Origin of the sequence: Microbacterium hydrothermale, from assembly GCF_004854025.1 — a bacterium.
Classification (GTDB): Bacteria; Actinomycetota; Actinomycetes; order Actinomycetales; family Microbacteriaceae; genus Microbacterium; species Microbacterium hydrothermale.
This window is the reverse complement of record NZ_STGM01000005.1, coordinates 1-24,668: the sequence shown is the minus strand read 5'-3', so window position 1 is coordinate 24,668 and position 24,668 is coordinate 1. Positions and strand designations below refer to the sequence as shown.

The 24,668-nt window shown below is 70.7% G+C and carries 22 protein-coding genes and 1 riboswitch; of the genes, 6 read left to right on the top strand and 16 right to left on the bottom strand.

Features of this window, described 5'->3' with window-relative positions:
* The 9 genes from FB047_RS10975 to FB047_RS10935 all read right to left on the bottom strand — a co-directional run bounded on the left by FB047_RS10975 (window position 1) and on the right by FB047_RS10935 (window position 11,229).
* Entirely contained in the window at window positions 1-1,068 is a 1,068-nt protein-coding gene (locus tag FB047_RS10975) for an ABC transporter permease (protein WP_136587245.1), read from the bottom strand.
* Window positions 1,065-2,000: an ABC transporter permease gene (locus tag FB047_RS10970; RefSeq protein ID WP_136587244.1), complete on the bottom strand. Its 936-nt coding sequence runs from the start codon at window positions 1,998-2,000 to the stop codon at window positions 1,065-1,067. Before FB047_RS10970 ends, FB047_RS10975 begins: the two co-directional genes overlap by 4 nt.
* Window positions 1,997-2,653, bottom strand: coding sequence for a UbiX family flavin prenyltransferase (locus FB047_RS10965; RefSeq protein WP_136587243.1), 657 nt, complete (start codon window positions 2,651-2,653; stop codon window positions 1,997-1,999). Before FB047_RS10965 ends, FB047_RS10970 begins: the two co-directional genes overlap by 4 nt.
* Entirely contained in the window at window positions 2,650-3,900 is a 1,251-nt protein-coding gene (locus FB047_RS10960) for a M20 family metallo-hydrolase (RefSeq protein WP_136587242.1), read from the bottom strand. Before FB047_RS10960 ends, FB047_RS10965 begins: the two co-directional genes overlap by 4 nt.
* Window positions 3,897-5,324 (bottom strand): UbiD family decarboxylase, encoded by a 1,428-nt coding sequence (locus FB047_RS10955; protein WP_136587241.1) that lies wholly within the window; start codon window positions 5,322-5,324, stop codon window positions 3,897-3,899. The genes FB047_RS10960 and FB047_RS10955 overlap by 4 nt, the downstream gene beginning before the upstream one ends.
* Window positions 5,324-6,703: a dihydroorotase gene (locus tag FB047_RS10950; RefSeq protein ID WP_136587240.1), complete on the bottom strand. Its 1,380-nt coding sequence runs from the start codon at window positions 6,701-6,703 to the stop codon at window positions 5,324-5,326. Before FB047_RS10950 ends, FB047_RS10955 begins: the two co-directional genes overlap by 1 nt.
* On the bottom strand, window positions 6,700-8,358 hold the full coding sequence (locus tag FB047_RS10945) for an HAL/PAL/TAL family ammonia-lyase (RefSeq protein ID WP_136587239.1): 1,659 nt from the start codon (window positions 8,356-8,358) through the stop codon (window positions 6,700-6,702). The genes FB047_RS10950 and FB047_RS10945 overlap by 4 nt, the downstream gene beginning before the upstream one ends.
* Window positions 8,359-8,640: 282 nt before the next feature.
* Complete coding sequence (locus FB047_RS10940; RefSeq protein ID WP_136587238.1) at window positions 8,641-9,552, bottom strand: isocitrate lyase/PEP mutase family protein; 912 nt, start codon at window positions 9,550-9,552, stop codon at window positions 8,641-8,643.
* 33 nt (window positions 9,553-9,585) lie between these two features.
* The gene (locus FB047_RS10935; RefSeq protein WP_136587237.1) at window positions 9,586-11,229 is read right to left on the bottom strand and encodes a peptide ABC transporter substrate-binding protein; all 1,644 of its coding nucleotides are present in this window, start codon (window positions 11,227-11,229) and stop codon (window positions 9,586-9,588) included.
* 207 nt (window positions 11,230-11,436) lie between these two features.
* On the opposite strand from FB047_RS10935, the gene FB047_RS10930 reads away from it, so the two are divergent.
* Window positions 11,437-11,937 carry an Lrp/AsnC family transcriptional regulator gene (locus tag FB047_RS10930; RefSeq protein WP_136587236.1) on the top strand — a complete coding sequence of 167 codons (501 nt, stop codon included), beginning with the start codon at window positions 11,437-11,439 and terminating at the stop codon, window positions 11,935-11,937.
* Window positions 11,938-11,939: 2 nt separating this feature from the next.
* Window positions 11,940-13,142 carry a dipeptidase gene (locus tag FB047_RS10925; RefSeq protein ID WP_136587235.1) on the top strand — a complete coding sequence of 401 codons (1,203 nt, stop codon included), beginning with the start codon at window positions 11,940-11,942 and terminating at the stop codon, window positions 13,140-13,142.
* Between the two features lie 175 nt (window positions 13,143-13,317).
* Here the strand turns inward: FB047_RS10925 and FB047_RS10920 are convergent, their stop codons facing one another.
* The 4 genes from FB047_RS10920 to FB047_RS10905 are packed head-to-tail and all read right to left on the bottom strand — an operon-like array spanning window position 13,318 to window position 16,697.
* Complete coding sequence (locus tag FB047_RS10920; RefSeq protein WP_136587234.1) at window positions 13,318-14,148, bottom strand: SDR family oxidoreductase; 831 nt, start codon at window positions 14,146-14,148, stop codon at window positions 13,318-13,320.
* Window positions 14,145-14,924: an enoyl-CoA hydratase/isomerase family protein gene (locus FB047_RS10915; RefSeq protein ID WP_136587233.1), complete on the bottom strand. Its 780-nt coding sequence runs from the start codon at window positions 14,922-14,924 to the stop codon at window positions 14,145-14,147. The genes FB047_RS10920 and FB047_RS10915 overlap by 4 nt, the downstream gene beginning before the upstream one ends.
* Window positions 14,921-15,682, bottom strand: coding sequence for an SDR family NAD(P)-dependent oxidoreductase (locus FB047_RS10910; protein WP_136587232.1), 762 nt, complete (start codon window positions 15,680-15,682; stop codon window positions 14,921-14,923). The genes FB047_RS10915 and FB047_RS10910 overlap by 4 nt, the downstream gene beginning before the upstream one ends.
* Window positions 15,683-15,728: 46 nt before the next feature.
* Window positions 15,729-16,697 (bottom strand): hypothetical protein, encoded by a 969-nt coding sequence (locus FB047_RS10905; protein WP_136587231.1) that lies wholly within the window; start codon window positions 16,695-16,697, stop codon window positions 15,729-15,731.
* A 118-nt stretch (window positions 16,698-16,815) separates the two neighbouring features.
* On the opposite strand from FB047_RS10905, the gene FB047_RS10900 reads away from it, so the two are divergent.
* Complete coding sequence (locus tag FB047_RS10900) at window positions 16,816-17,310, top strand: GNAT family N-acetyltransferase (protein ID WP_240752759.1); 495 nt, start codon at window positions 16,816-16,818, stop codon at window positions 17,308-17,310.
* A gap of 88 nt (window positions 17,311-17,398) precedes the next feature.
* On the opposite strand, the gene FB047_RS10895 is transcribed toward FB047_RS10900, so the two are convergent.
* From FB047_RS10895 to FB047_RS10885, 3 genes are all read right to left on the bottom strand, one after another.
* Entirely contained in the window at window positions 17,399-18,193 is a 795-nt protein-coding gene (locus tag FB047_RS10895; RefSeq protein WP_136587230.1) for an energy-coupling factor transporter transmembrane component T family protein, read from the bottom strand.
* On the bottom strand, window positions 18,190-19,638 hold the full coding sequence (locus tag FB047_RS10890; RefSeq protein ID WP_136587229.1) for an ABC transporter ATP-binding protein: 1,449 nt from the start codon (window positions 19,636-19,638) through the stop codon (window positions 18,190-18,192). Before FB047_RS10890 ends, FB047_RS10895 begins: the two co-directional genes overlap by 4 nt.
* On the bottom strand, window positions 19,638-20,282 hold the full coding sequence (locus FB047_RS10885) for an ECF transporter S component (RefSeq protein WP_136587228.1): 645 nt from the start codon (window positions 20,280-20,282) through the stop codon (window positions 19,638-19,640). Before FB047_RS10885 ends, FB047_RS10890 begins: the two co-directional genes overlap by 1 nt.
* Window positions 20,275-20,385: riboswitch (TPP riboswitch) on the bottom strand. Its footprint overlaps the gene before it by 8 nt.
* Window positions 20,386-20,421: 36 nt before the next feature.
* On the opposite strand from FB047_RS10885, the gene FB047_RS10880 reads away from it, so the two are divergent.
* From FB047_RS10880 to FB047_RS10870, 3 genes are all read left to right on the top strand, one after another.
* The gene (locus FB047_RS10880; protein ID WP_240752757.1) at window positions 20,422-22,278 is read left to right on the top strand and encodes a D-alanyl-D-alanine carboxypeptidase family protein; all 1,857 of its coding nucleotides are present in this window, start codon (window positions 20,422-20,424) and stop codon (window positions 22,276-22,278) included.
* A gap of 84 nt (window positions 22,279-22,362) precedes the next feature.
* Complete coding sequence (locus FB047_RS10875; protein WP_240752756.1) at window positions 22,363-22,740, top strand: GntR family transcriptional regulator; 378 nt, start codon at window positions 22,363-22,365, stop codon at window positions 22,738-22,740.
* Window positions 22,741-23,231: 491 nt separating this feature from the next.
* The coding region (locus FB047_RS10870) for an HNH endonuclease signature motif containing protein (protein WP_136587227.1) at window positions 23,232-24,668 on the top strand (1,437 nt) is incomplete at its 3' end.

Genomic DNA, 24,668 nt, shown 5'->3' with positions numbered 1-24,668 from the left:
TCATCCTCTCCGGCTGATGAGACGGGGATCGGTCGCCTCTTTCAACCCGTCGGCGACGAGCGTGAAGGCGACCATGAGCAGGCCCAGGACCACCACGGGAATGATCACGAGCGAGGGGTACGACAGGAACGACTTGTAGCCGATGCTGACGAGTGAGCCGAGCGAGGCCATGGGCGCCTGCACGCCGAGGCCCACGAACGACAGGTACGACTCCGTGAAGATGGCCGCGGGGATAGAGAACATGCTCATCGTGACGATGGGTCCGAGGATGTTCGGCAGGATCTCCACGAACACGATGTGCCCGTTGCGCGCCCCGAGCGTGCGCGAGGCGAGCACGTACTCCTCGCCCTTCTGGCGGAGGGCCTGGGCGCGGGCGACGCGACTCATCGCGAGCCAGTTGCTCAACAGCAGGCCGAACACGATCGCGCCGATGCCCGGACCGACCGCGACAACGAACAGGGTGACGATCACGAGCTGCGGGATGCCGGAGAGCACCTCGACGACGCGCTGCATGCCCCCGTCGATGCGGCCGCCGAAGTAACCCGAGACGAGACCGTAGGTCATGCCGATCACGACGTCGATCGCGAAGGCGATCACCGCGACCAGCAGCGAGACGCGCGTGCCGCTCCACACCCTCTCGAAAAGGTCTCGACCGAGGTCGTCGGTGCCGAACAGGAAGTACGTGCCCGCCGGCACGTTCGCTTTGGCGTACTGGTCGACGCCGTCGCGGGTGCCGTTAAGGATGCCGAGTGCGTCGAGCCCCGGGACCTTCGGCGGCAGGAAGCGGTAGGCGACGTTGGCCGTGTCTCCGGCGGTCGGGAAGAAGGGGACCACGATCGCGAGGAGCACGATGACGGCCAGGACGACGAGGCCGACCATGGCGGGCCCGTTGCGGCGGAAGCGCCGCACGATGTCGTGCAGCCCGCCTTTGCCGCTGCGCCCGGCCGCGATGACGGAGGTGACGGGACGATTCGCGTCGGACACCAGCCGCAGGCCCTCCGGCGCGATGCCCGGGTCCAGAGCCGTGGTGGGTGCGACGCGGTCGGGTTGCACATTCGGATCGGTCATCGCGTCTGTCCTGCCAATCGGATGCGGGGGTCGATGAGGCCGTAGAGCACGTCGACGACGAGCATCACGATGATGTAGATCACGCTGTAGACGAGGCTGATCGCGATGACGATGTTGTAGTCGACGTTCTGGATGGCCGTGAGCAGGAGCTGTCCGAGCCCCGGGGCGCCGAAGATCTGCTCGATGACGACCGAGCCGGTGATGAGGCCGATAAGCAGCGGCGAGAGCACGGTGATGATCGACACCATCGTGTTGCGCAGGGCGTGCCGGCCGATCACTTTCGCGGGGCTCAGTCCCTTCGCCTTCGCGAGCAGGATGTAGTCGCTGTCGAGGCAGTCGAGCATCTCGCTGCGGGCGTAGCGCGCCGTCACGGCCATCACGTACGCCGCGAGCGAGATCGTCGGCAGGATGCTCGAGACGAACGGGTCGTCCTCCGAGTAGCGGATCGGCAGCAGCTTCCATTCGAACCCGACGAAGTACACCAGCAGCAGCGCGATGACGAACGAGGGGACGCTGAAGGCGATCACCGAGACGAAGGTCGACAGGTTGTCGAACCATCCGCGCTTCTTGATGGCCGAGACGATGCCGATGAGAAGGCCCAGCACCACGCCGAGCACGAGCGCCTGCAGACCGATGCGGATGGTCACCGGGAGGCGGGAGCCGAGCATCTGCGCGACGGGGAAGTCGGGGATGAGGTTGTACGAGACTCCGAAGTCGCCGCGGAGCAGATTGAGCAGGTAGGTGCCCAGGCGCAGCATCACGGGCTCGTCGAGACCGTACTTCTGCGTCAGCAGCTCGCGCTGGATCTCGTCGAGCTTCTCGTTGTTGAAGGGCGACCCGGGAAGCAGCTGCAGCAGGGCGAACATCACGATCGCGATGGCGAGGATCGTGAAGACCGAGGTCAGCAGCCGGGTCACGACGAATCTGGTCACGGCGCCGCGCCCCACCCCGACGCGTCGCCGAGCACGCTCGTCGCTTCGGCGTTCTCGACGTCGCGGGGAATGCCCTCCCACGACCGCGCGTGGAACTGCGTCAGGCCGACGCGCACGAGCGCACGGCGGGCCAGGGAGTCGATGATCTCTTCCACCGACTGTGGGCGCGTGTAGAACGCGGGCACCGGGGGCGCGATGATCCCGCCCGCCCGGGCCACGGCATCCATCGCCGCGATGTGACCGCGATGCAGGGGCGACTCGCGCACCATCAGCAGGGTCGGAACGCCCTCCTTCAGGCAGACGTCGGCCGCACGGGTGACCAGGTTGTCGGCGAGACCGTAAGCGATGCCGCTGAGCGTCTTGATCGTGCACGGCGCGACGATCATCGCGGTGGCCGGGGTCGACCCCGAGGCGATCGAGGCGCCGATGTGCGAGGGACGGTGGGCCACGTCGGCGAGCGCCTCGACCTCCTTCTGACTGAGGCCGCACTCCTCCTGCAGCGTCATGGCACCGGCCTTCGAGATCACGACGTCGCTGCGCAGACCCGGGTCCATGCGGAGCAACTCGAGGATGCGGACGCCGATCCCCACGCCGGAGGCGCCGGTGATCGCGACGATCACGCGCCCGGGGGGCTCCTGTCGGGTGCGGTTCATGAGAGTCCTTCCTGATCCAGGGTGATCACCGAACGCGCCAGGGCGTGCACGCCCACGACGATGTCGTCGAGTTCGGTGAACTCTTCGGGGCAGTGGCTGCGCCCGTCGCGAGAGGGGATGAAGATCATGCCGATCGGACCGAGCTTGGCCATCTGGACGCCGTCGTGCCCCGCGCCACTGTACAGATGGGCGGCGGGGTGCCCGAGGGCGGAGACCGATCGCTCGATCGCCGACGACAGGCGGGGATCGACGGCGGTGGGACGCTCCCACGGCAGCCAGGTGACCTCGTGGGTCAGGCCGCGCTTCTCGGCCTCCTTCGCCGCGATCTCGGCGATCTGATCGCGGGCGAGGCTGAACCATCCGAGGTCGGGGCTGCGGAACTCCGCCGTGAGCAGCGCCGCCTCGGTCACGACGCTCGTCGCGTCGGGGGTGAAGGTGACGGAGCCGACCGTGCCGACGGCCTGATCGGCCGTTCCGGCGATCTGCTCGACCGCCAGCACGACGCCCGCGGCCGCGCACCCGGCGTCATGACGCAGCGACATCGGCATGGTGCCAGCGTGATCGCGGCGACCGGTGAAGAGCGTGCGGAACCGCGAGATCCCGGCGATCGAGGTGACGATGCCGAGCGGCAGACCGGCGCGTTCGAGCACGGGCCCCTGCTCGATGTGCAGCTCGAGGAAGCCGAGCACCTCGTCGCCACCCCACCGCGTCCCGCTGAGCGGGTCGTCGTAGCCGGCCGCGGCGAGCGCGGACCCGAGGGTGCGCCCGGTCTCGTCCGTGGCGGAGAGGTGCGTGCTCGTCAGCGAACCCGCCAACGCGCGACTGCCGAGGCACGACAGCTCGAAGCGGTTGGCCTCCTCGTTGTAGAAGTCGACCACGCGCAGGTCGTGGGAGAGGCGGATGCCGCTCTCCTGGAGCATCCGCGCGACCTCGATGGCGCCGAGCACCCCGACGATGCCGTCGTATCGCCCTCCGCCGTCGACCGTGTCGGTGTGACTGCCGATCACGATTGCTCGGCGGTCGGAGCCGTTGCCGGAGAGGGTGCCGATGACGTTGCCGATGTTGTCGACGCGCACGTCGAGACCGGCCGCGCGCATGAGCGCCGCGACGTGGTGACGCGAATCCGTCTCCACCTCGCTCAGTGCCACTCTGCTCCACCCCGGACGGGTGGTGTCGACCAGGCGGGAGATCTCCTCCAGGTCGGCGCTCAAGCGCTCGGCGTCGGGCAGACCGATGTCGGTCTTCATGCGCGGATCCTCCCCCCGTCGGCCACGAGTGCGCTGTGAACGACGATCGCCGGGCGCAGGCGGTCCGCCCACCCCTCGTCGATGAGGAGGTCTCGCATCGCGCGGACCACCTCGGCGGGCGGCACCGCCAATTCGGGGCCCACCGCGCGGTCGCCGGCGGTGACCGTGGCATCCATCCCGACCTTGGTGACCATGCCGTCGCGTTGCATGGGCACGTTGCGATCGGTGGCCACGCCCTCGACGAGCACGAGGTCGCGATCCCAGCGCATGCGGCTGGTGCGCGCCCAGTGGACGTGCTCCTCGTCCCACACGTCGACGTCGGCGTCCACGACCGTCACCTGCTTGACCATGCTCACGGCCGCGAAAGCACCGAAGATCACGCGCTTCGCCCCGCCCGGGCGGGCGTTCGCGATCGACACCACGACATCGACCCGTCCGCCGCCGGAGTGCGTCACCGCGACGTCGACGATGTCGCATCCGATGTTGCGGAGGGCGTGGCGGATGCCGGCGGCGATGGGAAGAGCCGCGATATAGCTGTGCTCCGATGACAGGCCCGGGAGGATGACGTGCACGCTCGGATCGGTGCGACGGGTGACCGCCGTGACCTCGAACGTGAAGCCGTCACCGTAGTCCTCGTACATGCCGTGGTACTCGTTCACGAGCCCCTCGTGCACGGGGCGGTCGGCGTGGATCAGGCCCTCGACGACGATCTCGGCCTCCGCGGGCACGAGCACCTCGCTGGTGAGCGCCCGCGCCACGCGCACCGGCTCGCCCAGGAGCGCGGCGGCGTGCTCGAGCTCGTCGTCGCCGAGGCCCAGGTAGCAGCAGGCGGCGAGCTGGATCGCGGGGTGAGCGCCCAGGACCACGGCGACGGGGAGCCCCTTCCCGGCCGTCGCGGCCGAGCGGGCCATCGCCGTGAGGTGGTGGTTGGGGGCGATGCCGACGAACCCGGTGGTCTCGTCGAGCGGCTTGATGCGGGCGTAGGAGGCGTTGCGGTGGCCCGTCACCGGGTCGTGGGCCACGATCATCCCCGCGGTGATGTAGCCGCCGGAGTCCTTCTCGAAGAACGTCGGGGTCACCACCTCCGCCCAGACGGTGGCCGGGGGGAGAGTCACGGCCTGCACCGGGGCGTCGGCGATGACCTGGACGGCCTGCCGGTCTGCCACCGCCTCGGCGAGGCGGGGCAGCAAGTCGGCGACGTCGGCACCGATCGCCTGCGCGAGGCGCTCGCGCGAGTTCAGCACGTTGCCCACGACCGGGTAGGGGGATCCGTCGACGGTGGTCATGCGCACGGCAGGGCCGCGGTCGAGAAGAGCGAGGACGCCCGCGAGTTCGAATCGCGCGTCCACGGTGCCGGTGACCTCGATCAACTCGCCCGCACCGGCGAGGTCGTCGAGGTAGGTGCGCATCGACTGGTCGGCCATCAGCGCCCCCGTCCGACGAAGACGCCGTCGCCGGGTTCGGCGATGAGGCCCGCGGCATCCGTGTAGACCTCTTCGCCGCGCACGATCGTGGAGTGGATCAGGCCGGGGAAGCTCATTCCGGAGTAGGGGCTCCAGGTGGCTGTCGAGTACATGCGCATCTCGTCGATCTCGGTCGTGCCGGCCGGGTCGATCACGACGAAGTCCGCGTCGAGGCCGACCGCGATCGACCCCTTGCGGTGGTCGATGCCGAACGCGCGCGCCGGGTTGGTGGCGAGCACCGCGGCCGTGCGCAGCAGCGAGAGGCGGCCTTCGAAGTAGCCGGCTCCCACGATGATGGGCACGAGGGTTTGCACCCCGGGGGCGCCCGAGGCGTTGTCGAAGATCTCGGCGAAGCCCTTCTTCGACAGGGGCCACGGCGCGTGGTCGCTCGTCACCATGTCGATGCGCCCGTCGGCCAGGGCCGCCCACATGCCGGCGGCGTGTTCGGCCGTGCGCAACGGGGGGTTGATCTTGCCGAACGGACCGAGGCGGTCCATGTCGTCCTCGGTGAGGACGAGGTAGTGGGGACAGGTCTCGAGCGTCGCGTCGAGCCCGTGGGCCGCCTTCTCGGTCACGAGCGTGACGGTGTCGGGAAGGCTCGCGTGGAAGATGTGGAAGCGGACGTCGGCCGCGGCGGCGACCTCCAGACCCAGGGCGACCGACGTCGTCTCAGACACCGGCGGGCGAGTGCGGTTGTGGTCGATGGGAGCGGTGCGACCGGCCGCCTTCGCGCTCGCGACGAGGGCCGAGATGATCTCGCCGTCCTCCGCGTGCACGCCCACGCGCACACCGCGGGCGGCCATGACGGTGAACGCCTCGAGCAGTTCGTCGGAGGGGATGCGGGGGAAGCGCACCGGGTCGGTCTCGAAGAGCGAGACCTTGAAGCCGCTGACCCCCTCGTCGATCATCCCGTCGATGTCGCGCACGCCGTCGCCAGGGCGGACGGTCCCGTGCAACGCGACGTCGACGCGCGCCTCGCTGGCGATGCGCTCGCGCTTGCCCACGACGGCGTCCGCCGTGTTGATCGGGTTGCCCGCGTCGTAGGGCATGTCGATGATCGTCGTCACTCCACCGGCCGCGGCGGCGGCGGTCGCGCCGTCGAAGGTCTCGTTCGGCTCCGAGAACGCGTGCACGTGGGCGTCGACCGCCCCGGGCAGCACCAGCAGGCCGGGGCCGCCCAGAACGCGCGTCGCTCCGTCGATGGCCGCGGCGGCGGCGTCACCGTCGAGGACGGCCGAGATACGGTCCTCCTCCACCACGACGGCGCCGTCGTCGATCACGCGATCGGGGGTGACGACGCGTCCGCGGACGACGACCGACCCGCCGGTGCCGCGGGTCACCGAACGCCTCCGACGACCTCTTCGACGCGCTCGAGGACGGAGCCGAGAACGACCATTGCCTGGGCGTTGACCATCTGCTCCGACTGGTAGATGTCCTCTCGCGTCATCGGCACGATCTCGCGCACGGCGTCGTAGGCCGCCTGGCTGCCGACGCCGAGACGACGACCGTCGAGGTGCGGGGCGCCCAGGTCGATGCCCTGGGTGGCGAGGATGAACTCGATGCCCAGGATGATCTGGGTGTTCTTGATGATGCTGCGCGCCTTGCGGGACGAGAACGTGCACATCGACACGTGGTCCTCCTGGTTCGCCTTGGTCGGGATCGAGTCGACGACCGAGGGGAAGCACAGCACCTTGTTCTCCGACGCGATGGCCGCGGCCGCGCAGTGCACGATCGAGAATCCGGTGTTGAGGCCGAGCTGACCGCCCACGAGGTTCAGCGGCAGGCCGTAGCTGAGGTTCGGGTCGGTCAGACGGAAGGAGCGGCGCTCCGAGATCGCGCCGATCTCGGCGATGGCGATCGCGATGAGGTCGGCGGCGACGCCGATCGGCTCGCCGTGGAAGTTGCCTCCCGAGAGCACGTCGTAGCCGCCCTTGCCGTCGCTGAGCACGAGCGGGTTGTCGGTGGCGGCATTGGCCTCGCGCACCAGCAGCGTCTCGGCGAACTGCAGTGATTCGCGTGTGGTGCCGTGCACCTGGGGGGCGCAGCGCAGCGAGTAGGCGTCCTGGACGCGGCGCTTGTAGCCGCCGGGGCGCTGCTCGTCGGGAAGCTGGATCTCGCGGGCCTCCTCGACCGTGCGCTCGCTGCCCTGGGTGAGGGCGCGGACGTTGGCGGCGACCGACACCTGCCCGGGAGCGTTGCGCGCGGTATGGATGCGCTCGTCGAAGGCGTCGAGCTCGCCGCGCACGGCCTCGAGGGAGAGGGCGAGAGCGACGTCGGCCTGGCGCGTGAGGCTCCACGCATCGGTGAGCGCGAGGCAGGCGGTGGCCAGCGAGATGGTCGAGCCGTTGATGAGCGCGAGGACGTCCTTCTGCTTCAGCTCGAAGTCCAGCGACAGCCCGGCCGCGGTCAGGGCCTCGACCGCCGGCATCCGGACGCCGCGGTGGTAGGCCTCGGCCTTCTCGTGTCCGACCATGACGCTCACGAGGTGCGCCAGGGGGGCGAGGTCGCCGGAGGCGCCCACCGAGCCCTGCCCGGGGATCACCGGGAGGACGTCGGCGTTGAGCATCTCGATGAGGCGGTCGATGCACTCGATGCGCACCCCCGACATGCCCTTGGCGATCGCGTTGGCGCGGAGCAGGAGCAGGGCGCGGGTCTCGTCGAGCGGGAGCGGCTCGCCGATGCCCGCCGAGTGCGAGTTGATGACGAGTCGCTGGAACCGCGCCTGGTCCTCGGCCGGCACCCGCACGTCCATGAGGCGACCGAGCCCGGTGTTGATGCCGTAGATCGCGGGCGCGTCCTCCGCGAGGAAGTGCGCCTCCACGTACGCGCGGGCTTCGTTCGTGACCCGGCGGGCCTCATCGGTGAGCACCACGGTCGGGAACGATCCGTCGGGCAGCCCACGCGCCACAAGGGCGATCGTGGTGATGTCGAGGGAGAACCCATCGATCTCGACGGTCGTGGTCGCGGCCAGGGTGGGCGCCGCCAATTCAGTCATCGTGCCTCTTTCGTCGATCCGGATCGGGTCTCGGAGCGTTCGGTATCAATGCGTCAATCCTGCATAAACAATCTTCGATCGGCAATTAATCCGAACAAGATTCAGAAAGAGGCGAAGAGAGTGGACGCGACGGTCTCGTCGACGCCGACGCGCCGGTGACCGCCGAATATCGTTCGGGCGATTTCGACGGCATCCGTCTTGAAACTCCGACCATCGTTCGGCGGAGACGCCGAACCGCCCCGTCGCGTGTGGGGGACGCGACGGGGCGGTGGGCCTGACGGATTAGGCGGTATGGATGGCGCGGGGGTCGTTGAAGGTCTGCGCGCGACCGGTGAACTCCGTCTCGAGGTCGAGCAGCTCCTGCGCGGCGAAGAACGCCATGCCGCTGTGCCCCGGATACTCGTCGGGCATCATCTCGTTCGAGTAGGTGTTGCCCATCTCGGCGAGGTTGGCGCGGCCCGCCTCGAGCATGCCCGCCATGGCGGCCTTCATCGTGAAATGCATCGTGATGAGGTCGTACCCGAGCTCGGACAGTTGCGCGAACGTCATCTGCTCGAGCCCACGCTTGGCGTTGATGTCGGCGAACATCTTCAGCCCCGGCACGCGACCCGCCACCTCGGCGGCATCCGCGAGGGTCGTGACGTTGACCACGACCGTCGCGTGCGCGCCCAGCTCGACGCAGTCGATCATGCGCTGGATGCCCTCTTCGAGGTTCGCGCTGCCGTAGTTGCTGCGGGCGATGACCATGCAGTCGGTCCCCTCGACGGCCTTGACCGCCGCGCGGACCTTCGCGTAGTACTCCTCGCGCGGGATCATGTGGTCGATCGAGACGTCGCGGGCGTAGCCGGGCTCGAACTCGTCCTCCATGAGGACCGCCATCGCTCCTGCCTTGGCCATCCGCCGGCAGGTCTCGTAGACCTGCAGCGGGCTGGAGCCGAAGCCGTCCTCGATGTCGACCGCGAGAGGAAGAGGAGACATGTCCACGATCCGCTCGACGGCCCACAGCAATTCTTCGAGCGACAGCAATCCGAGGTCGGGGATGCCCTTCATCGACATCGACACCTCTGACCCGCTGAGGAGCATCGCCTCGAAGCCTGCCAGCTCGACCGCGCGGGCCGAGGAGCAGTCGAACACGCACGGCGCCAGGACGCTGCCCGCCTCCATCACTTCACGGAGGGTCTTCTTCGCCGTCATCTCGTCTCTTCCTCTCGACAGTCGGTCATCGCGTCAGTTGTCCTTCGTCACGATGCGGTAGTTCCACGTCAGGCTGACGTTTCGCACGTCCATGTTGTGGACCTTCGGGTTGATGAGCATCGCGATGCCGTTCTGCACCGTCGGGAACACTGCGACGTCACCGAGCAGGATGCGCTCGGCATCGTGCAGGCTGTCCCAACGCTCCTGCGGCTGGCTGAGCATCTCGGGAGTGCGAGCCGCGGCGATGATCGCGTCGTACTGCGGGTTGGAGTACTTGCCGAAGTCGCGCTGCGAGGTCGACGACAGCAGCTCGAGGAACGCCATCGGGTCCTTGTAGTCGGGGCCCCAGCGGAACAGGTACAGGTCGAAGTCGCCGGCCAGCGCCTGCTCGTTCGCCGTCGCCTTGGGCTGGCTCGTGAGCTCGATCTTCAGGCCGGGCAGGTTGGCCTCCCACTGCGAGGCGATGTACTCGGCCTGTGCGATCGACGACTCGTCGTCCCAGTACGACAGACGCAGCGTCAGCGAATCGGTGCCGAGGGCTGCGAGCCCCTTCTCCCACGCCTTCTTCGCTGAGTCGACGTCGTAGGCGAGGTAGGTGTCCCCCGTGTCGCGGAACTGCTCGCCGTCGGGGCCGACCGCGAGGTTCTTGCCGACGAAGTAGTCCGCCGGCTCCGCACCGTTCTTGAGCACGTCGTTCGCCAGCGCGGACTTGTCGTACGAGGTCGCGAGAGCCGTGCGGATGTCCTTGTTGGCCAGGGCCGGGTTCTGCATGTTCGGGTACATAAACCACATGTGCACTTCGAGGGCCGTGGTGAGCTCGGGCGAATCCGCGTAGCGGTCGATGAGGCTTCCCGAGATCTCGGTGAAGTCGAGGTCACCGCTCTCCTGCAGCAGCGCGGCCGTCTGCGAGTCCTTCACGACCTGCCACTTGATCTCGTCGATGTTCGTGTTGGCGGCGTTCCAGTAGTCGGGGTTCTTCTTCGCGGAGAAGTTGTTCGCGAAGTCCCAGGAATCCCAGGTGAACGGTCCGTTGTAGATGGTGGTCTCGGGCGTCTGGCCGTACTTGTCGCCGACCTGCTCGAGGTACTTTTCGTTGACCGGCAGGAAGGCGGGTCGCACGAGCAGCGCCTGGAAATACGGCACGTCTGCGGCGAGCTCGACCTGAAGGGTCTTGTCGTCGATCGCCTTCACACCGAGCTGGGTGTAGTCCATGCCCTTGTTGACGATCTCGTTGGCGTTCTTGATGCCCGCGGCGACCGCTTCGTTGCTGTTCGGCGCGGCCGTGGCGGGGTTCACCAGGCGCTTCCACGAGAACTCGAAGTCGGCGGCGGTGACCGGGTCGCCGTTGCTCCACTTGGCATCGCGCAGGTGGAAGGTGTAGGTCAGACCGTCGTCGGACTTCTCGAAGCTCTCCGCCATCAGCGGTTCGAGCTCGTGATTCTCGTCGAGCGAGTAGAGACCGTCGAACACGGCGGTGAGCACTTCGTTCGACATGCCGTCGTTGACCTTATGGGGGTCGACAGCCTGGAGTGGGAGGAGCTTGCCCACGGTGAGCACGTGGGCGGAACCGCCTCCGGATGCCGTGGGGTCGGTGCCGCCGTCACTGCAGCCGGCGAGGAGGCCGAGCACGGCGGTCAGCGCGACCGCGGCCGTGACGACCTTGGAGAACCTTTTCATTGCTGGTGGTGCCCTCTCTGGAATGAACGCTGGGGGTGCGTCCCGGGAATGGGGCGGTGCGCTCTCGAGGGGACCAGCGCATCGCGTTCGGGTATTGAGGCAAAAGTCTGCACGCTTACGCGTTTGAGAACAATATATCTGTATTATGTTCTGCAATAGCCGGTATCGAGCGTCTCTCAGCTCGATTAGTCAGCGAAAGGTCGCCCCTTGCCGAACATAATTAGGCCCGTCCGGCTCGACGAGATCGACCGCGCGATCGTGGCTGTGCTCATCCAAGACGGCCGAATTCCCAACAAGGAGCTGGCCGACCGGGTAGGACTCGCCCCCTCGTCGTGCCTGGCGCGTGTGCGCAGCCTCATCGAGAACGGCGTCATCTCGGGCTTCCACGCCGAGGTCGACCCGCGCCGTATCGGACAGGGCCTGCGAGCCATCCTGCGCGTTCAGTTGAAGGAGCACTCGCGCGCCGAGAACGCGCGGTTCGCCGAGGCGATGGCGAAGCTGCCCCAGGTGGTGAACCTGTGGCTGGTGGCCGGCGAAGACGACTACCTCATCGAGGTCGTCGCTGAGACCACCGACGACCTGAGCGACTTCGTGCTCGACTGCGTCACGAGCGACCCCGTCGTGGCGGACACGTACACGACACTCGTCTTCTCTCGCCGTAGAGGGATGGGGCCGATGCCGCTCGAACCGACCGCCGCAACGAGATGAGCATGCAGACCGTCGAACGCATGAGCGAGCTCCTCACCGGCCAGGTGCTGATCGATACGCACAACGATCTGATGTGCGGGCTGCGGCGCTACCGCGGATACGCCGTCGACGGCTTCGACCGCGAGAGCCCCGACTTCCACACCGACATCCCTCGGCTCCGTCGCGGCGGCGTGAGCGCGCAAGTGTGGTCGGTGTTCGTGTCGGGACTGCAGACCGAGACCGAGGCGACCGTCGGAACCCTCGAACAGATCGACGCCGCCTATCGGTTCGCCGCGGCCCATCCCGACGACGTCGAGATCGTCACGACGGTGGCCGAGGCGGAGCGCAGTATCGCCGCGGGTCGCATCGCCTCGTTCCTCGGGATCGAGGGAGGCCACTCGATCGCGATGTCTCTCGGCGTGCTGCGTATGTTCGCTCGACTGGGTGTGCGCACGATGACCCTGACCCACAATTCTTCGCTCGAGTGGGCGGATGCTGCGACCGACGCTCCCCGCGCGGACGGACTCACCGCCGACGGTCGTGCCATCGTCGCGGAGATGAACCGCCTGGGCGTGGTGGTCGACCTCTCGCACACTTCGGAGCACACGCAGCTCGCGGCTTTGAAGGTGTCGAGGGCGCCCGCGATGTTCTCGCACTCGTGTGTCGCCTCCGTGGCCGCGCACCCGCGCAACGTCTCGGATGATGTTCTGTCGCGACTCGCCTCCGGCGGAGGGGTGCTGCAGATCGCATTCGTCGCCCAGTTCGTCTCCCGCGCCTTCGCAGACTGGTCGAGCGAAGCCGAGGCGGCGCGGCGCGAGATCGGCCTGACCTCCTCCATGCCGTGGCCGCGCGCTCCGCGGCCAGCTGAGTCGGCGGACGATGCCCGTGTCGCCAATGCCGCCGAGTTCCCTCGGGCGGGGGTCTCACAGAGCGAGGCGTTTGCACGGTGGATCGAACGCAACCCCGCCCCCGTCGTGGGCATCGCCGAGGTGGCGGACCACGTCGAGGCCGCCCGGGATCTAATGGGCGTGGCGCACGTCGGCCTCGGCGGCGACTTCGACGGGGTCAGCGACCTCCCCTCGGGGCTGGAGGACGTCTCCGGCTACCCCCGCCTCCTCGCGGAGCTGGCGGACCGGGGCTGGAGCGACGCCGAACTCCTCGCCCTCGCCGGTCGGAATACGACGCGCGTCCTTCGAGACGCGGAGGAGGTCGCTGCACAGTCGTGATGCCGCGAGCCAGCGAGGTCCTGAGGCCTGTCGAGGGGACCGGGGGGCACCCCGGCCGCGATCTCGACCCCGCCGCGCGGGGTGGGGGTGGGTCACCGCGGATACACACCCGTGAGAGCGGGAAGCGACCGAGAGCGGCGACCCACACCCCGCAGCCGGATCGGGCGGCGGGCGATCAGTCCAAGAAGATGTCCGGGTACATCGCCTCATCCGGCGTTCCCGGCACGGCCGCGTACCCCGAGAAGTCGGTGATCCCCGCACCGAGGAGCACGTCCTCGACGATCAGTGTCTGCCCGGTCAGCTCGCGCGACGGCGCGCACAGCACCTCGTAGGCGGCATCCGCGTAGATCTCGGGCTTGCGCGACACCCGCATGAGCCGGTCTCCGCCGATCACGTTCTGCACGGCCGCGGTCGCGATGGTCGTGCGCGGCCACAGGGTGTTCGCCGCGATCCCGTCGCCGGCGAACTCCTCCGCGAGGCCGAGCGTCGCCATCGTCATGCCGAATTTCGCGAGGCTGTACCCGGTGTGCGCGCCGAGCCACTTCGCCGTGACGTTCAGGGGCGGCGACAGCGAGAGGATGTGCGGGTTCTCGGCATCCTTCAGCTGCGGGATCGCCGCGCGAGAAAGCAGGAACGTGCCGCGCACGTTGACGTCCTGCATGAGGTCGTACTTCTTCGTCGCGAGCTCGAGGGAGCCCGAGAGATCGATGACGCTGGCGTTGTTGACGACGATGTCGATGCCGCCGAACTCCCCCACCGTCCGCATCACGGCCTCGGTGATCGAGGCCTCGTCGCGCACGTCGCCGACGATCGGCAGCGCGCGGCCGCCCGCCGCCCGGATCGCCTCGGCCGCTGTGTGCACGGTGCCCTCGAGCTTGGGGTGCGGGGTGTCCGTCTTCGCGAGCATCGCGATGTTCGCGCCGTCACGCGCCGCGCGCAGCGCGATTGCGAGACCGATGCCGCGGCTGCCGCCCGACATGAGGATGGTCTTGCCGGAGAGCGTCACGAGCGTCGTCCTTTCGCGGAGGCGGCGGCGAACCCGGCGACGCGCGCCTTCGCCTCGGGGGTGTCGAACGCGGCGCCGATCGTGGCGGCCTCGTCGGCGAGGTTCTCGGCGAAGGTGCGTCCCGCGCCGACGCGCACGAGACGCGTCGCCTGCCCGAACGCCGCGGTAGCCCCGTCGAGCCAGGAGCGCGCGATCTCTTCGACGCGGGAGGCGAGATCGCCGGATGCCACGACCTCGGCGACCAGACCCCAGTCCAGGGCCTCCGCGGCGTCGAGCATCCGGTCCTGCAGCAGCAGCTGCAGGGCGCGGCGCTGGCCGATCGCCGCGGGGAGCAGCGTCGAGACGCCCAGGTCGGGGGTCAGCCCGATGTTCGCGTAGCGGCTCACGAAGCGCGCGTTCTCGCTCGCGACGACGTAGTCGGCGGTGAGCATGAGCCCGAGCCCTCCGCCCGCGACAGCGCCCTGCACGGCCGCGACCATCGGCAGCGGCGCCTCGGCGAAGGTGCGGATGCCGTCGTGGATCGCCTCGGCCGTCGCGGTCACCTCGGCGCCGGACGATCCGCTCGTCGACATCGCGACCACGTCGCCGCCGGCGCAGAACGCGGGGCCGTTGGCATCCAGGATCACCGCGGCGACCGAGGAGTCGGACGTGACCTCGTGCGCGACCTCGCGCCATCGGCGGGCCATGGGGAAGTCCATCGCGTTCAGCGACGCGGGCCGATCGAAGGTGACCCGGGCGAGTCCGCCCTCGACGTGGAGCAGGATGCCGTCGGTCATTTCGGCGCCATCCGGATCGCGCCGTCGAGGCGGATCGTCTCGCCGTTGAGGTAGCCGTTGTCGACGATGCTCAGCACGAGCCGCGCGTACTCGTCGGGGGCGCCGAGACGCGAGGGGTAGGGCACCTGCTGACCGAGGGAATCCTGGGCGGCCTGCGGCAGGCCCTTGAGCATGGGCGTCTCCATGATCCCGGGGGCGATGGTGACGACCCGGATGCCGTAGCGTGCGAGCTCACGGGCGAGGGGGAGGGTCATCGCGTGCACGCCGCCCTTGCTCGCGGAGTACGCGGGCTGGCCGATCTGTCCGTCGAAGGCCGCGACGCTCGCGGTGTTGACGATGACGCCGCGGTCGCCGCCGTCGCTGGGATCGGTCTTCGCCATGACGGCGGAGGCCTGCGCGACGACGTTGTACGTGCCGATGAGGTTGACGCGGACGACGCGCTCGAAGTCGGCGAGGGAGGTGGGCACGCCCTCGCGGTCGAGCACCTTGGCCGGCGGGGCGATGCCCGCGCAGTTGACGACGACGCGCAGCGGACCTGCGTCGGCGGCGACCGCGGCGGCGCCGGCGATCTGCTCGGCATCGGTCACGTCGGCGGCGGCGAACGATCCGCCGAGTTCGGCCGCGACCTCCGCACCGGGGGACGACGGCAGGTCGACGATCGTGACGCGCGCGCCGGCCGCCGCGAGGCGGCGGGCGGTGGCGAGACCGAGGCCCGAGGCGCCGCCGGTGACGAGGGCGGAGGCTCCTGCGATATCCATGCGTTCTCCTTCGAAAGCTGAAACCCGGTCCCACCCTATCCGAGACTCAGGACCGCCCGAGGTTCCACCAGCGCCGCTGCCAGACCGGACCCGTCTGCGTGCGGACGGCCGCGGTCGAGGCCCCGTCGACGAGCAGGATGAGATCCTCGGCCTCCCAGCCGAACGCGTCCCGCAACCGGGCCCCCACCGCCTGCAGCGGGTCGGCGACGGTCAGTTCCGCCCCGCGCGGCACCTCGATCGCGCGCGGGTCGAGGTCGAGGGCGGCGCGACGCAGCTCGGCGACGAGCTCGTGCACGCGGTCGGCGCCGTAGGCCGCGACGGCGAGGTCCCAGTCGCCGACGACGACGACCGACCCGTGCGGGCAGACGAAGTCGTCCGAGCGTGTACGCCGACCGAAGCGCAGGCGGATGACGGCGATGCCGACGAGCACGACGGCCGCCCCGCCGAGCACCGTCGCCGGGGCGTACGAGAATCCGACGAGGTACAGCGGAGAGGTCCAGCCCGCCGTCGTCCCGACGACCACGCGCGCGACGCTGTACAGCGCGTAGACCGCGCTGGTGAGGGCGATGAGGCGCACCGGGCCGAACGGCTCGATGTCGCTCCGCAGCGCGACCACCGCGCACGCGGCGCAGGCGAGGGCCAGCGCGAGTGCTTTGACCGCGAGAGACCCGGGAAGCGGAACCGTGGCGGTCACGACCGCCACGATCAATGCAAGCGCGGCGACCCCCAGCGAGGTGCGTCGCGCCGACCGCCCGTCGAGCACGCTCACCGCCACGAGCAGCAGGGAGGGGGCGAGCACCATCGCGACATCGCCGAGCACGAGGCTCAGGATGCCGCCCCCCGCCGTGTAGATGAAGTACATGGCGCTCGAGCCGACGGCGCAGATGCCCGACACCGCGGCGAAGCGGAGGAAGAGGGTGGTGCGACCGGGCATGCCGATGCGCGGCATCGCGATCAGGAACACGACCGCCGCGACGGCGGCACTCACGGCCAACAGACCCAGCGCGAGCTCCATGACACCTCCCCCTCGCTCATTCTGCCCCGCCGGGACCCGGCTCGCCGCGACGCGCCGCACCCGTCCCCGACACCCCGGCCCACGGACGGGGAGCGAGCGACCGAACTAGGCTCGACGGGTGAGCGACCCCGCCTTCCGTATCGAGTCCGTCGACGTCGACGACCCCCGTGCCGTCGAGCTGCGCGGCATCCTCGACGACGATCTCGACGACCGCTACCGCGAGTCCGATGCCGACGACACCCCCGCGTTCGCGGCGAAGCGCGCCGCCGCCCTCGCCGTGCACCCCGAGCAGATCGTCGCGACGCTGCTCGCGGTCGACGCCGACGACACCCCGATCGGCCATGTCATGCTGCGGCGCCTCGGCGACGAGTGGGAGCTGAAGCGCCTGATCGTCCGCGACACCGCGCGCCGCCGCGGGGTCGGACGCGCCCTCACCGCCCGGGTCGTCGATCTCGCCCGCCGCGGCGGGGCACCCCGCGTGATCCTGCAGAGCGGTCGGATGCAACCCGAGTCGCTGCGCATGTACGCCGCCTCGGGCTTCACGCCCATCCCGGTGTACGAGCCGTACGTGGAGACGATGCCGCGCTCGCTGTGCTTCGAGTACGTCCTCTGAGTACCCCGCTCCTCGCCGAGCGCCCGGAAGACTCCGCGCCGCGCGGCCGGTCATCGTCGTGTCGGCGACCTTCGGTGAACCGCGACGGTCACGTCCCCACCACCCGGAACGCCCCCGTCGCCACCGCCGCCCCGAGCGCCGCGGCGACGAGCAGCGCCGCTCCGCCGACGGCGACGGCGTCGCGGCTCGAAAGGGTCGAGGGCCGCGACCACGTGCGGTCGATGCCGGATCCGAAGCCGCGCGCCTCCATCGCCGTGGCGAGGGTGGTGCCGCGACGCACCGCGAACACGAGCAGCACGAACGCCATCGAGAAGAACCGGCGCAGCGCACCGCGGTCGCCGAGGCCCCGCGCCCGACGGGCCAGCGTCATCGTGCGCCAGTCGTCGACGAAGAGCCCCACGGTGCGAGCCCCCGCGAGCACCCCCAGCACGAAGCGGCTGGGGAGCTTCGCGACCTGGGCGAGCGCGTCCGCGAGTTCTGTGGGGTCGGTGCGGGCGAACAGCAGGATGATCGGCAGCGCCAGCGCGACGACGCGGAGCAGCACCGCGACGCTGAGGGCGATCGAGTTCTCGCTGACCGTGGCGAAGAGGAAGGTTCCATAGACGGTGCCGCCGGGCCGCGCGTACAGCAGCATGCTCACCGCCGCGATGGGGGCGAAGACGATCACCGGCAGGAGCCGCCGGGCGACCACCGCGTAGGGGAGTCCGGTCAGGGGCACGCACAGCAGCTCGAGCAGGAGCGCGGTGCTCGCGCTCACGGCGTCGAGCGTGATCAGCAGGGGAACCGCCAGCACGAGGGCGACCGCCACCTTGGCGACCGGGTTCACGCCGTCGAGCCACGCGGCGCGCTCGCGGACCCCCTCGGCCTGCGCGACGCCGGTCACGCGGCATCCCCCATCTCGATCCGATGCTGACCGAGGTGACGGACGACGTCGGCGTCGTGGGTGACGGCGACGACCGTGCGCCCGCGCGCGATCTCTCGCTGCAGCAGCGCGACGAGCTCTGTCCATCCGCGCCGGTCCTGCCCGAACGTCGGCTCGTCGAGCACGATCACCTCGGGAGAGGCGGCGAGCACGGTCGCCACCGACAGACGCCGCTTCTGTCCGCCCGAGAGCGTGAACGGGTTCGCCAGGGCGAGGGATGCCAGATCCAACCGCTCGAGCAGCTCGTCGACGATCGCGTCGACCTCGGCCGTCGACCGCTTCAACGCGCGCGGCGCGACGGCGAGCTCGTCCCGCAGCGTCGAGGCGAGGAACTGGTGCTCGGGCTCCTGGAACACCGTGCCGATCCGCGTGAGCAGCTCGGTCGAGCGCCAGCGCGACGGGCGGGTGACACCGCGCGCGGCCAGGGACGGCGCCGCGACCACCTCCCCGTCGAGCTCGGGCAGGAGCCCCGCGAGAGTGAGCGCGAGCGTCGACTTGCCGACGCCGTTGGGTCCCGTGACGACGGTGCCGGTCCCGCGGGGAACGGCGATCTCGAGCCCGGATGCCACGACCGTGCGCTTCTCGCGCCCGATCGACAGTCCGCGGGTCGAGAGCACGGCATCCGCGGCCCCGGCGGCGGGGAGTACGGGGAGGTCGACGGGGCGTCCGGGCACCCACACCCCCGCGGCGGCGAGGGCGTCGCCGTGCTCGGCGAAGACGCGATCGGGCGGGCCGTCGGCGAGGACCCCGCCACCCGGGGCGAGCACCACGACGCGCGTCATGAGGTCGGCCCACACGGCGGTGCGGTGCTCGATCAGCACGAGGGTGGTCGCCTCTCGACGCACCACCCGCTCCACGGCGGCCCGCACCTCGGTCACCCCCACCGGGTCGAGGTTCGCCGTGGGCTCGTCGAGCAGCAGCAGTCCGGGCCGCATCGCGAGCACGCCGGCCAGGGCGAGGCGCTGCTTCTGCCCACCCGAGAGCGCCTTGGTGGCGCGGTCGAGGGGCACGGCGAGACCCACGGATGCCACGGCCTCGGCCACCCGCGCCGGGATCTCGGTCGCCGGGACGCCCAGGTTCTCGCAGCCGAAGGCGACGTCGTCGCCGACCTTCGACAGGACGATCCCCGACTCGGGGTCCTGCAGCACGAGGCCGATGCGACCGCGCTGCGCCTCGGGCGCCTGGCCGTCGACGAGGATGCGGCCGGTCGTCTCCCCCTCGTCGCTGCCGCCGAGGAGTCCCGCGAGGCCGGCGAGGAGCGTCGACTTGCCGGCCCCGGAGGCCCCGAGCAGCAGCACCCGCTCACCGGGTTCGATGCGCAGATCGACCTCGCTCGTCGCGGGCAGCTTGCGACCGGCGTAGCGCCAGCCCCAGCCCTCGACGTCGACGCTCGCGGGATGCGCCATCAGACGTCGCGGCGCGCTTCCCGCCCCGCGGCGAATCGGCTGAGGGCGCCGGTGGCGGCGAGGGCGCGCACGAGCAGCCAGCCGACGAGGCCCGCGAGCAGAGCGCCCGAGACGACGAGCGCGCCGAGGTAGATGAGGTTGAACTCGACCGACTTGACGATGTTCGGCGTCAGGAACAGCTCCAGCACCCACGCGCCGATGCCCGCACCGGCGCCGGCGAGCATCGCGACCGGGAGCGTGAAGCGCAGGTACAGGAACGCCAGGAAGATCAGCTCCGCGCCGAGGCCCTGCGCCAGGCCGGAGAAGATCGTGGTGATGCCCCAGACGTTGCCGATGAGGGCCGAGACGACGGCGGCGATGAGCTCGACCAGCAGCGCGGCGCCCGGCTTGCGGATGATGAGGCCGCCGACGACGCCGCCGAGCAGCCAGATCCCCACCGCGATGCCCCCCAGGCCGGGGGTCACGGCATCCATCGCGCCGAACCAGAGGCCGCCGACGGTGTTCCATCCCCAGAACACGAGCCCGATCGCGACGCCGAGGACGGCGGCGACGACGATGTCGACGACCCGCCACGAGAAACGAGCGGCGGATGCGGACGCGGATCCCGTGGCGGGGGCCGTGCGGGCAGACGTGGACGTGTGCATGTGATCTCCTCCCTGCGCCGGCATGATCCGGATCAGGTTCGACGGTCGAAGCGTGGATTCGCTTCCTCTCAGCCCGGCTCACCGGACTCCCGTGGTTGTGCTGAAGAGTATAGACAGGCGGCCGGGGTAGCGTGGGCGGGTGCACGACCAGATCCCGGCCAGCAGGCGCGCGCGGCGCGATCAGGTCGAGGGACCGCTTGAGAGCACGACGGATGCCGCGTCGATGACGTCGGCGCACGCGCCCGGTGCCGACGACCTCGGATCCGCTGCGGGAGGAGTGGCCGCGGTGGGTTCGCCGAGTCCGGAATCCGGCTCCCCGGAGGTGTCGGCGTCTGAGCCCGCGGATCCTGCCGCGCAGGTGTCGGCGCCCGCGCCCGCCGCCCCCGCCGCTTCGGCGTCAGGGGCCGAGCCCGCGGCATCCGCGTCCGCATCAGCGGAGCAGGCCGTGGCGCCGGAGACCCCCGGCCCGGCCGTGTCCGCTACCGCGGAGCCCGCCCCCGCGGATATCCCGGCGCCCGCGACCGCCGCTCCGGCCGTCGCCAACCCGGCATCCGCCGCCACGGCCGACGCGGCCCCGGCGACGGCGGCGCCCGCCGACCCGGGAGCGCCCTCCCTCGCCGCGCCCGCCTTTGCGGCATCCGTCGGGCCCTCCGCCCCCGCGCCCGCCGGCGCCCTCGCGTGGGTCGATCCGGCCGACGCCGCGGCCCCGCGGCCCACGCCGACGTTCGTCGTGTCGGGCACGACGGCCCGGCAGGTCGACCTGCTGTCGGGTCGACGGCGGCGTCGGCTGCGGCCGGCGACCGTGGTGCCTCCGGTCCTGCTCACGCTCATGCTCGCCGCATACGTGGCGACGACGTTGCTGTGGCCGCTCGACGCGGTGCAGCCGACGACGCGGACGGTCGCCGTCGAACCCGCCGCCGCCCCGTCCGCCCAACCCGCGTGGCCCGCCCAGGGTGAGGCGGCGATCGCGATCGACGGCGTGCCCGACACGCTCTCGTCGTCGGCGAGCGCCCCCGAGTCGATCGCGAGCATCACCAAGGTGGTCACCGCCCTCGTCGTGCTCGACCGTCTGCCGCTCGCCCCCGGAGAGCAGGGCAAGACCTACTCCTTCACGCAGGCCGACAGCGCCGACTACTGGCAGTACCGGGCGCGCGGCGAGTCGTCGCTCGACGTGCCCGTCGACGGAAGCCTCACCGAACTGCAGATGCTCCAGGGCATGCTGATCGCCTCCGCGAACAATTACGCGCAGCGGTTGGCATCCGATCTCTTCGGCACGGATGCCGCCTTCTCGGCCGCCGCGAACGCCTACCTCGCCGAGCGGGGCATCGGGGGCATCACGATCGTCAATCCGACCGGGATCGAGGCGGGCAACACCGCGACCCCCGCGGCGCTCATCTCGCTCGCCGAGCGGGCCCTCGCGAATCCGGTGATCGCGGAGATCGTGCGCACGCCGGAGCTGACGCTGCCGGGCGCGGGCACCTTCAAGAACGGTAACGCGCTGCTGTCCGACCCCGGTGTGGTGGGCGTGAAGACCGGCACCCTCGACGCCTGGAACCTGCTCACCGCGAAAGACATCACAGTCGGCGGAACCACCGTGCGCGCCTACGCGGCGGTGCTCGGGCAGCCCGGACCCGACAGCCGCAACGAGGCCGCCCGCACCCTCTTCACGCGCATCGAGGAAGAGCTGCAGCCGCAGCCGTCGGTCACCGCGGGCACGCTCGTCGGCAAGGTCGAGACCCTGTGGGGGCCCGACATCGACCTCGTCACGGCATCCGACGCGACCGTCGTGCTGTGGAACGGCGGGAGCGCGCAGACCTCCGCGCGCTTCGACCTCGGCGACTCCCGCGAGGCGGGCGACACGGTGGGGACCTTCACCGCCACCGGACCCGTCGACGCCTCCACCGTCGACGTGCAGCTCGCCGCCGAGGTCGAACCGCCCAGCCCGTGGTGGCGTCTGACGCACCCGCTCGACCTGTTCGGACTCAACCGCGACTGAACCGCGCCCCGCCCCGGCGCCCGATGCGGCGGAACCGGCGACGGCGATAGGTTCGGCGAAGACGCACCGACGGAAGGCGACCTCGTGACAGACGCACATCCGACCCTGAACGTGAGAGTGGATGCCGCCTCCTCGACGCCGCCGTACGAGCAGGTGCGGTCGCAGGTGATCGCCGCGATCGAGGACGGCTCGCTCGTCGCGGGCACGAAGCTCCCACCCGTCCGGACCCTGGCGACGGAGCTGAACCTCGCCGCGAACACCGTCGCGCGGGCCTACAAGGAACTCGAAGAGGCGGGCTACGTCGAGACCCGCGGCCGAGCAGGCACGATCGTGCGCGGCGCGGACGCGGCGACCGCGCAGGCCGCCGCCGCCGCCCGCGACTTCGCGCGCACCGCCCGCCGACTGGGACTCTCGCCGGCCGACGCGGTCGAGCTCGTGCGGGCGGCGCTCGGCGACGGGTGAGGCGCGGGCGGTCCCGGGGTTCGCGGGGGTTCCTGGGGTTCGCGGGGGTTCCTGGGGTTCGCGGGGGTTCGCGGGGCTCGCGGGAGGGCTTCGCGGGGGGGGGTCGCCAGGTGCCGCGGCTGGGGTCTCCGCGGAGGGCTTCACGGCCGGGGTTCGCGGCGGCGCCGCAGCGGAGGTTCGCGAAAGGCTTTCGCGTGAGGGGTTCGCGGCAGGGGCTCGAGCGAGGGCTCGCGGCAGGGGCTCGCGACAGGGGCTCGAGTGAGCTGGAGCGGCCGGTCGATCGGGGCCCCGAATCGTGCCGTCGGAACGCGCGAGCAGTCACGACGCGAACGTCCTCGTGTCGGCGAATCGAGCGAACGGGTCGCCGGAAGGCGAGCGGTCGCGCGCCCGCGGAATCCACCGCTCCTCCCCAGCCTGCGTGGGGCCGGATTTGTCCACAGAAGGGGCGTCTGACCGGGGGTAATGTCGGAGGTCGCCGCTAGCATGCACACATGCACGATGTGACCTCCCCCTCGACCCCGGACGGTGCGGCACGGCCCCTGTCCGCGGTGCTCGACGAGGTCGTGCGCACCGGCATCGCCCTGGCCGCCGCCGAGGTGGCCCGCACCCGCGCCCTCGCCGAGGCCGGGCACCTCGCCCTCGAGGTGATGGCCGGTCAGCGCCCCACCTCCCGCGCCGCCGACCTCGCGCTGCGCGAGGTGGCCTCCGAACTCGCCGCCGCCGAGAACTCCTCCGACCGGTCGATGCAACGCCAGATCACCCGCGCCATGACCCTCGTCGACGACTACCCGGTGACCCTCGTCGCGTGGGAGAGCGGCCAGATCAGCCGCACCCACGCGCACGTCATCGCCGACATCGGCGCAGACCTCCCCCACGACAAACGCGGCGACCTCGACCGACTCGCGATCGACCACGCACCCGGACTCAGCCCCGGCCGCCTGCGCTCACGCCTGGCCGTCCTCGCCGAGCGACTGCACCCCACCACCCTCACCGAACGCCACCAACGCGGCCGCGACACCCGCTGCGTGCGGGTCGTCCCCGGCGTCGACGGCATGTCCGACCTCATCGCCACCCTGCCCACCGTCCTCGCCGTCGGCATCTACGACCGCCTCACCCAGCAAGCCCGCACCCTCATCGACCACCGCACGGGGGCGGGACTCGGCCGTGCCGATCCGGTCCTCGACGACCGCGATCGGCAGCGCCCGGGCGGCGGCGGCGAGAGCGCCGACGGTGGCGCGTCTACGAGCGGTGGCGCTCCCACGTCGGCCATCCCTTCCGATGAGGGCACCACCGCGCACCTGCGTGCCGACATCCTCGCCGACCTCCTCCTCACCGCCGCCCCTGGCGCCGACCTCACCCGCACCGACGACGGACCCGGGACCCTCGGCGCCATCCGCGCTCGCGTTCAGGTCGTCGTGCCCGCCCTCAGCATCCTCGACCCCACCATCGAGAACACCGACCCCGCCCACCTCGTCGGACACGGCCCCATCGACGCCCACACCGCCCGCACCCTCACCGAAGCCACCACCACCCCCTGGGACCGCGTCATCACCCACCCCGTCACCGGCGCGGTCCTGCACACCGACACCTACCAGCGCACCACCGCCATCGACCGCCACCTCCGCGCCCGCGACCGCCACTGCCGCTGGCCCGGCTGCACCGTCCCCGCCATCCGCTGTGAAATCGACCACACCCTCGACCACGCCCTCGGCGGCCCGACCGACATCGCCAACCTCGCCGCCCTGTGTCAACGTCATCACACGCAGAAGCAATTCACGCGCTGGACGGTGCGACAACTCCCCGGCGGAGTCCTCGCATGGACCTCCCCCACCGGCCGCACCTACACCGACGAACCCCTCCCCTACTCCCCCGCCATCCACTTCCTCCCCGACGACCCGGCCCTGACGCAGGCCGCGCAGTCGGTGGCG

Bases quoted from the DNA above. Each gene is read 5' to 3' on its own strand.
- FB047_RS10905 (WP_136587231.1), bottom strand. From the start codon at position 16,697: ATGGAGCTCGCGCTGGGTCTGTTGGCCGTGAGTGCCGCCGTCGCGGCG.
- FB047_RS10940 (WP_136587238.1), bottom strand. From the start codon at position 9,552: ATGACGGCGAAGAAGACCCTCCGTGAAGTGATGGAGGCGGGCAGCGTC.
- FB047_RS10960 (WP_136587242.1), bottom strand. From the start codon at position 3,900: ATGAAGACCGACATCGGTCTGCCCGACGCCGAGCGCTTGAGCGCCGAC.
- FB047_RS10965 (WP_136587243.1), bottom strand. From the start codon at position 2,653: ATGAACCGCACCCGACAGGAGCCCCCCGGGCGCGTGATCGTCGCGATC.
- FB047_RS10910 (WP_136587232.1), bottom strand. From the start codon at position 15,682: ATGGATATCGCAGGAGCCTCCGCCCTCGTCACCGGCGGCGCCTCGGGC.
- FB047_RS10945 (WP_136587239.1), bottom strand. From the start codon at position 8,358: ATGACTGAATTGGCGGCGCCCACCCTGGCCGCGACCACGACCGTCGAG.
- FB047_RS10915 (WP_136587233.1), bottom strand. From the start codon at position 14,924: ATGACCGACGGCATCCTGCTCCACGTCGAGGGCGGACTCGCCCGGGTC.
- FB047_RS10885 (WP_136587228.1), bottom strand. From the start codon at position 20,282: ATGCACACGTCCACGTCTGCCCGCACGGCCCCCGCCACGGGATCCGCG.
- FB047_RS10975 (WP_136587245.1), bottom strand. From the start codon at position 1,068: ATGACCGATCCGAATGTGCAACCCGACCGCGTCGCACCCACCACGGCT.
- FB047_RS10955 (WP_136587241.1), bottom strand. From the start codon at position 5,324: ATGGCCGACCAGTCGATGCGCACCTACCTCGACGACCTCGCCGGTGCG.
- FB047_RS10935 (WP_136587237.1), bottom strand. From the start codon at position 11,229: ATGAAAAGGTTCTCCAAGGTCGTCACGGCCGCGGTCGCGCTGACCGCC.
- FB047_RS10925 (WP_136587235.1), top strand. From the start codon at position 11,940: ATGCAGACCGTCGAACGCATGAGCGAGCTCCTCACCGGCCAGGTGCTG.
- FB047_RS10890 (WP_136587229.1), bottom strand. From the start codon at position 19,638: ATGGCGCATCCCGCGAGCGTCGACGTCGAGGGCTGGGGCTGGCGCTAC.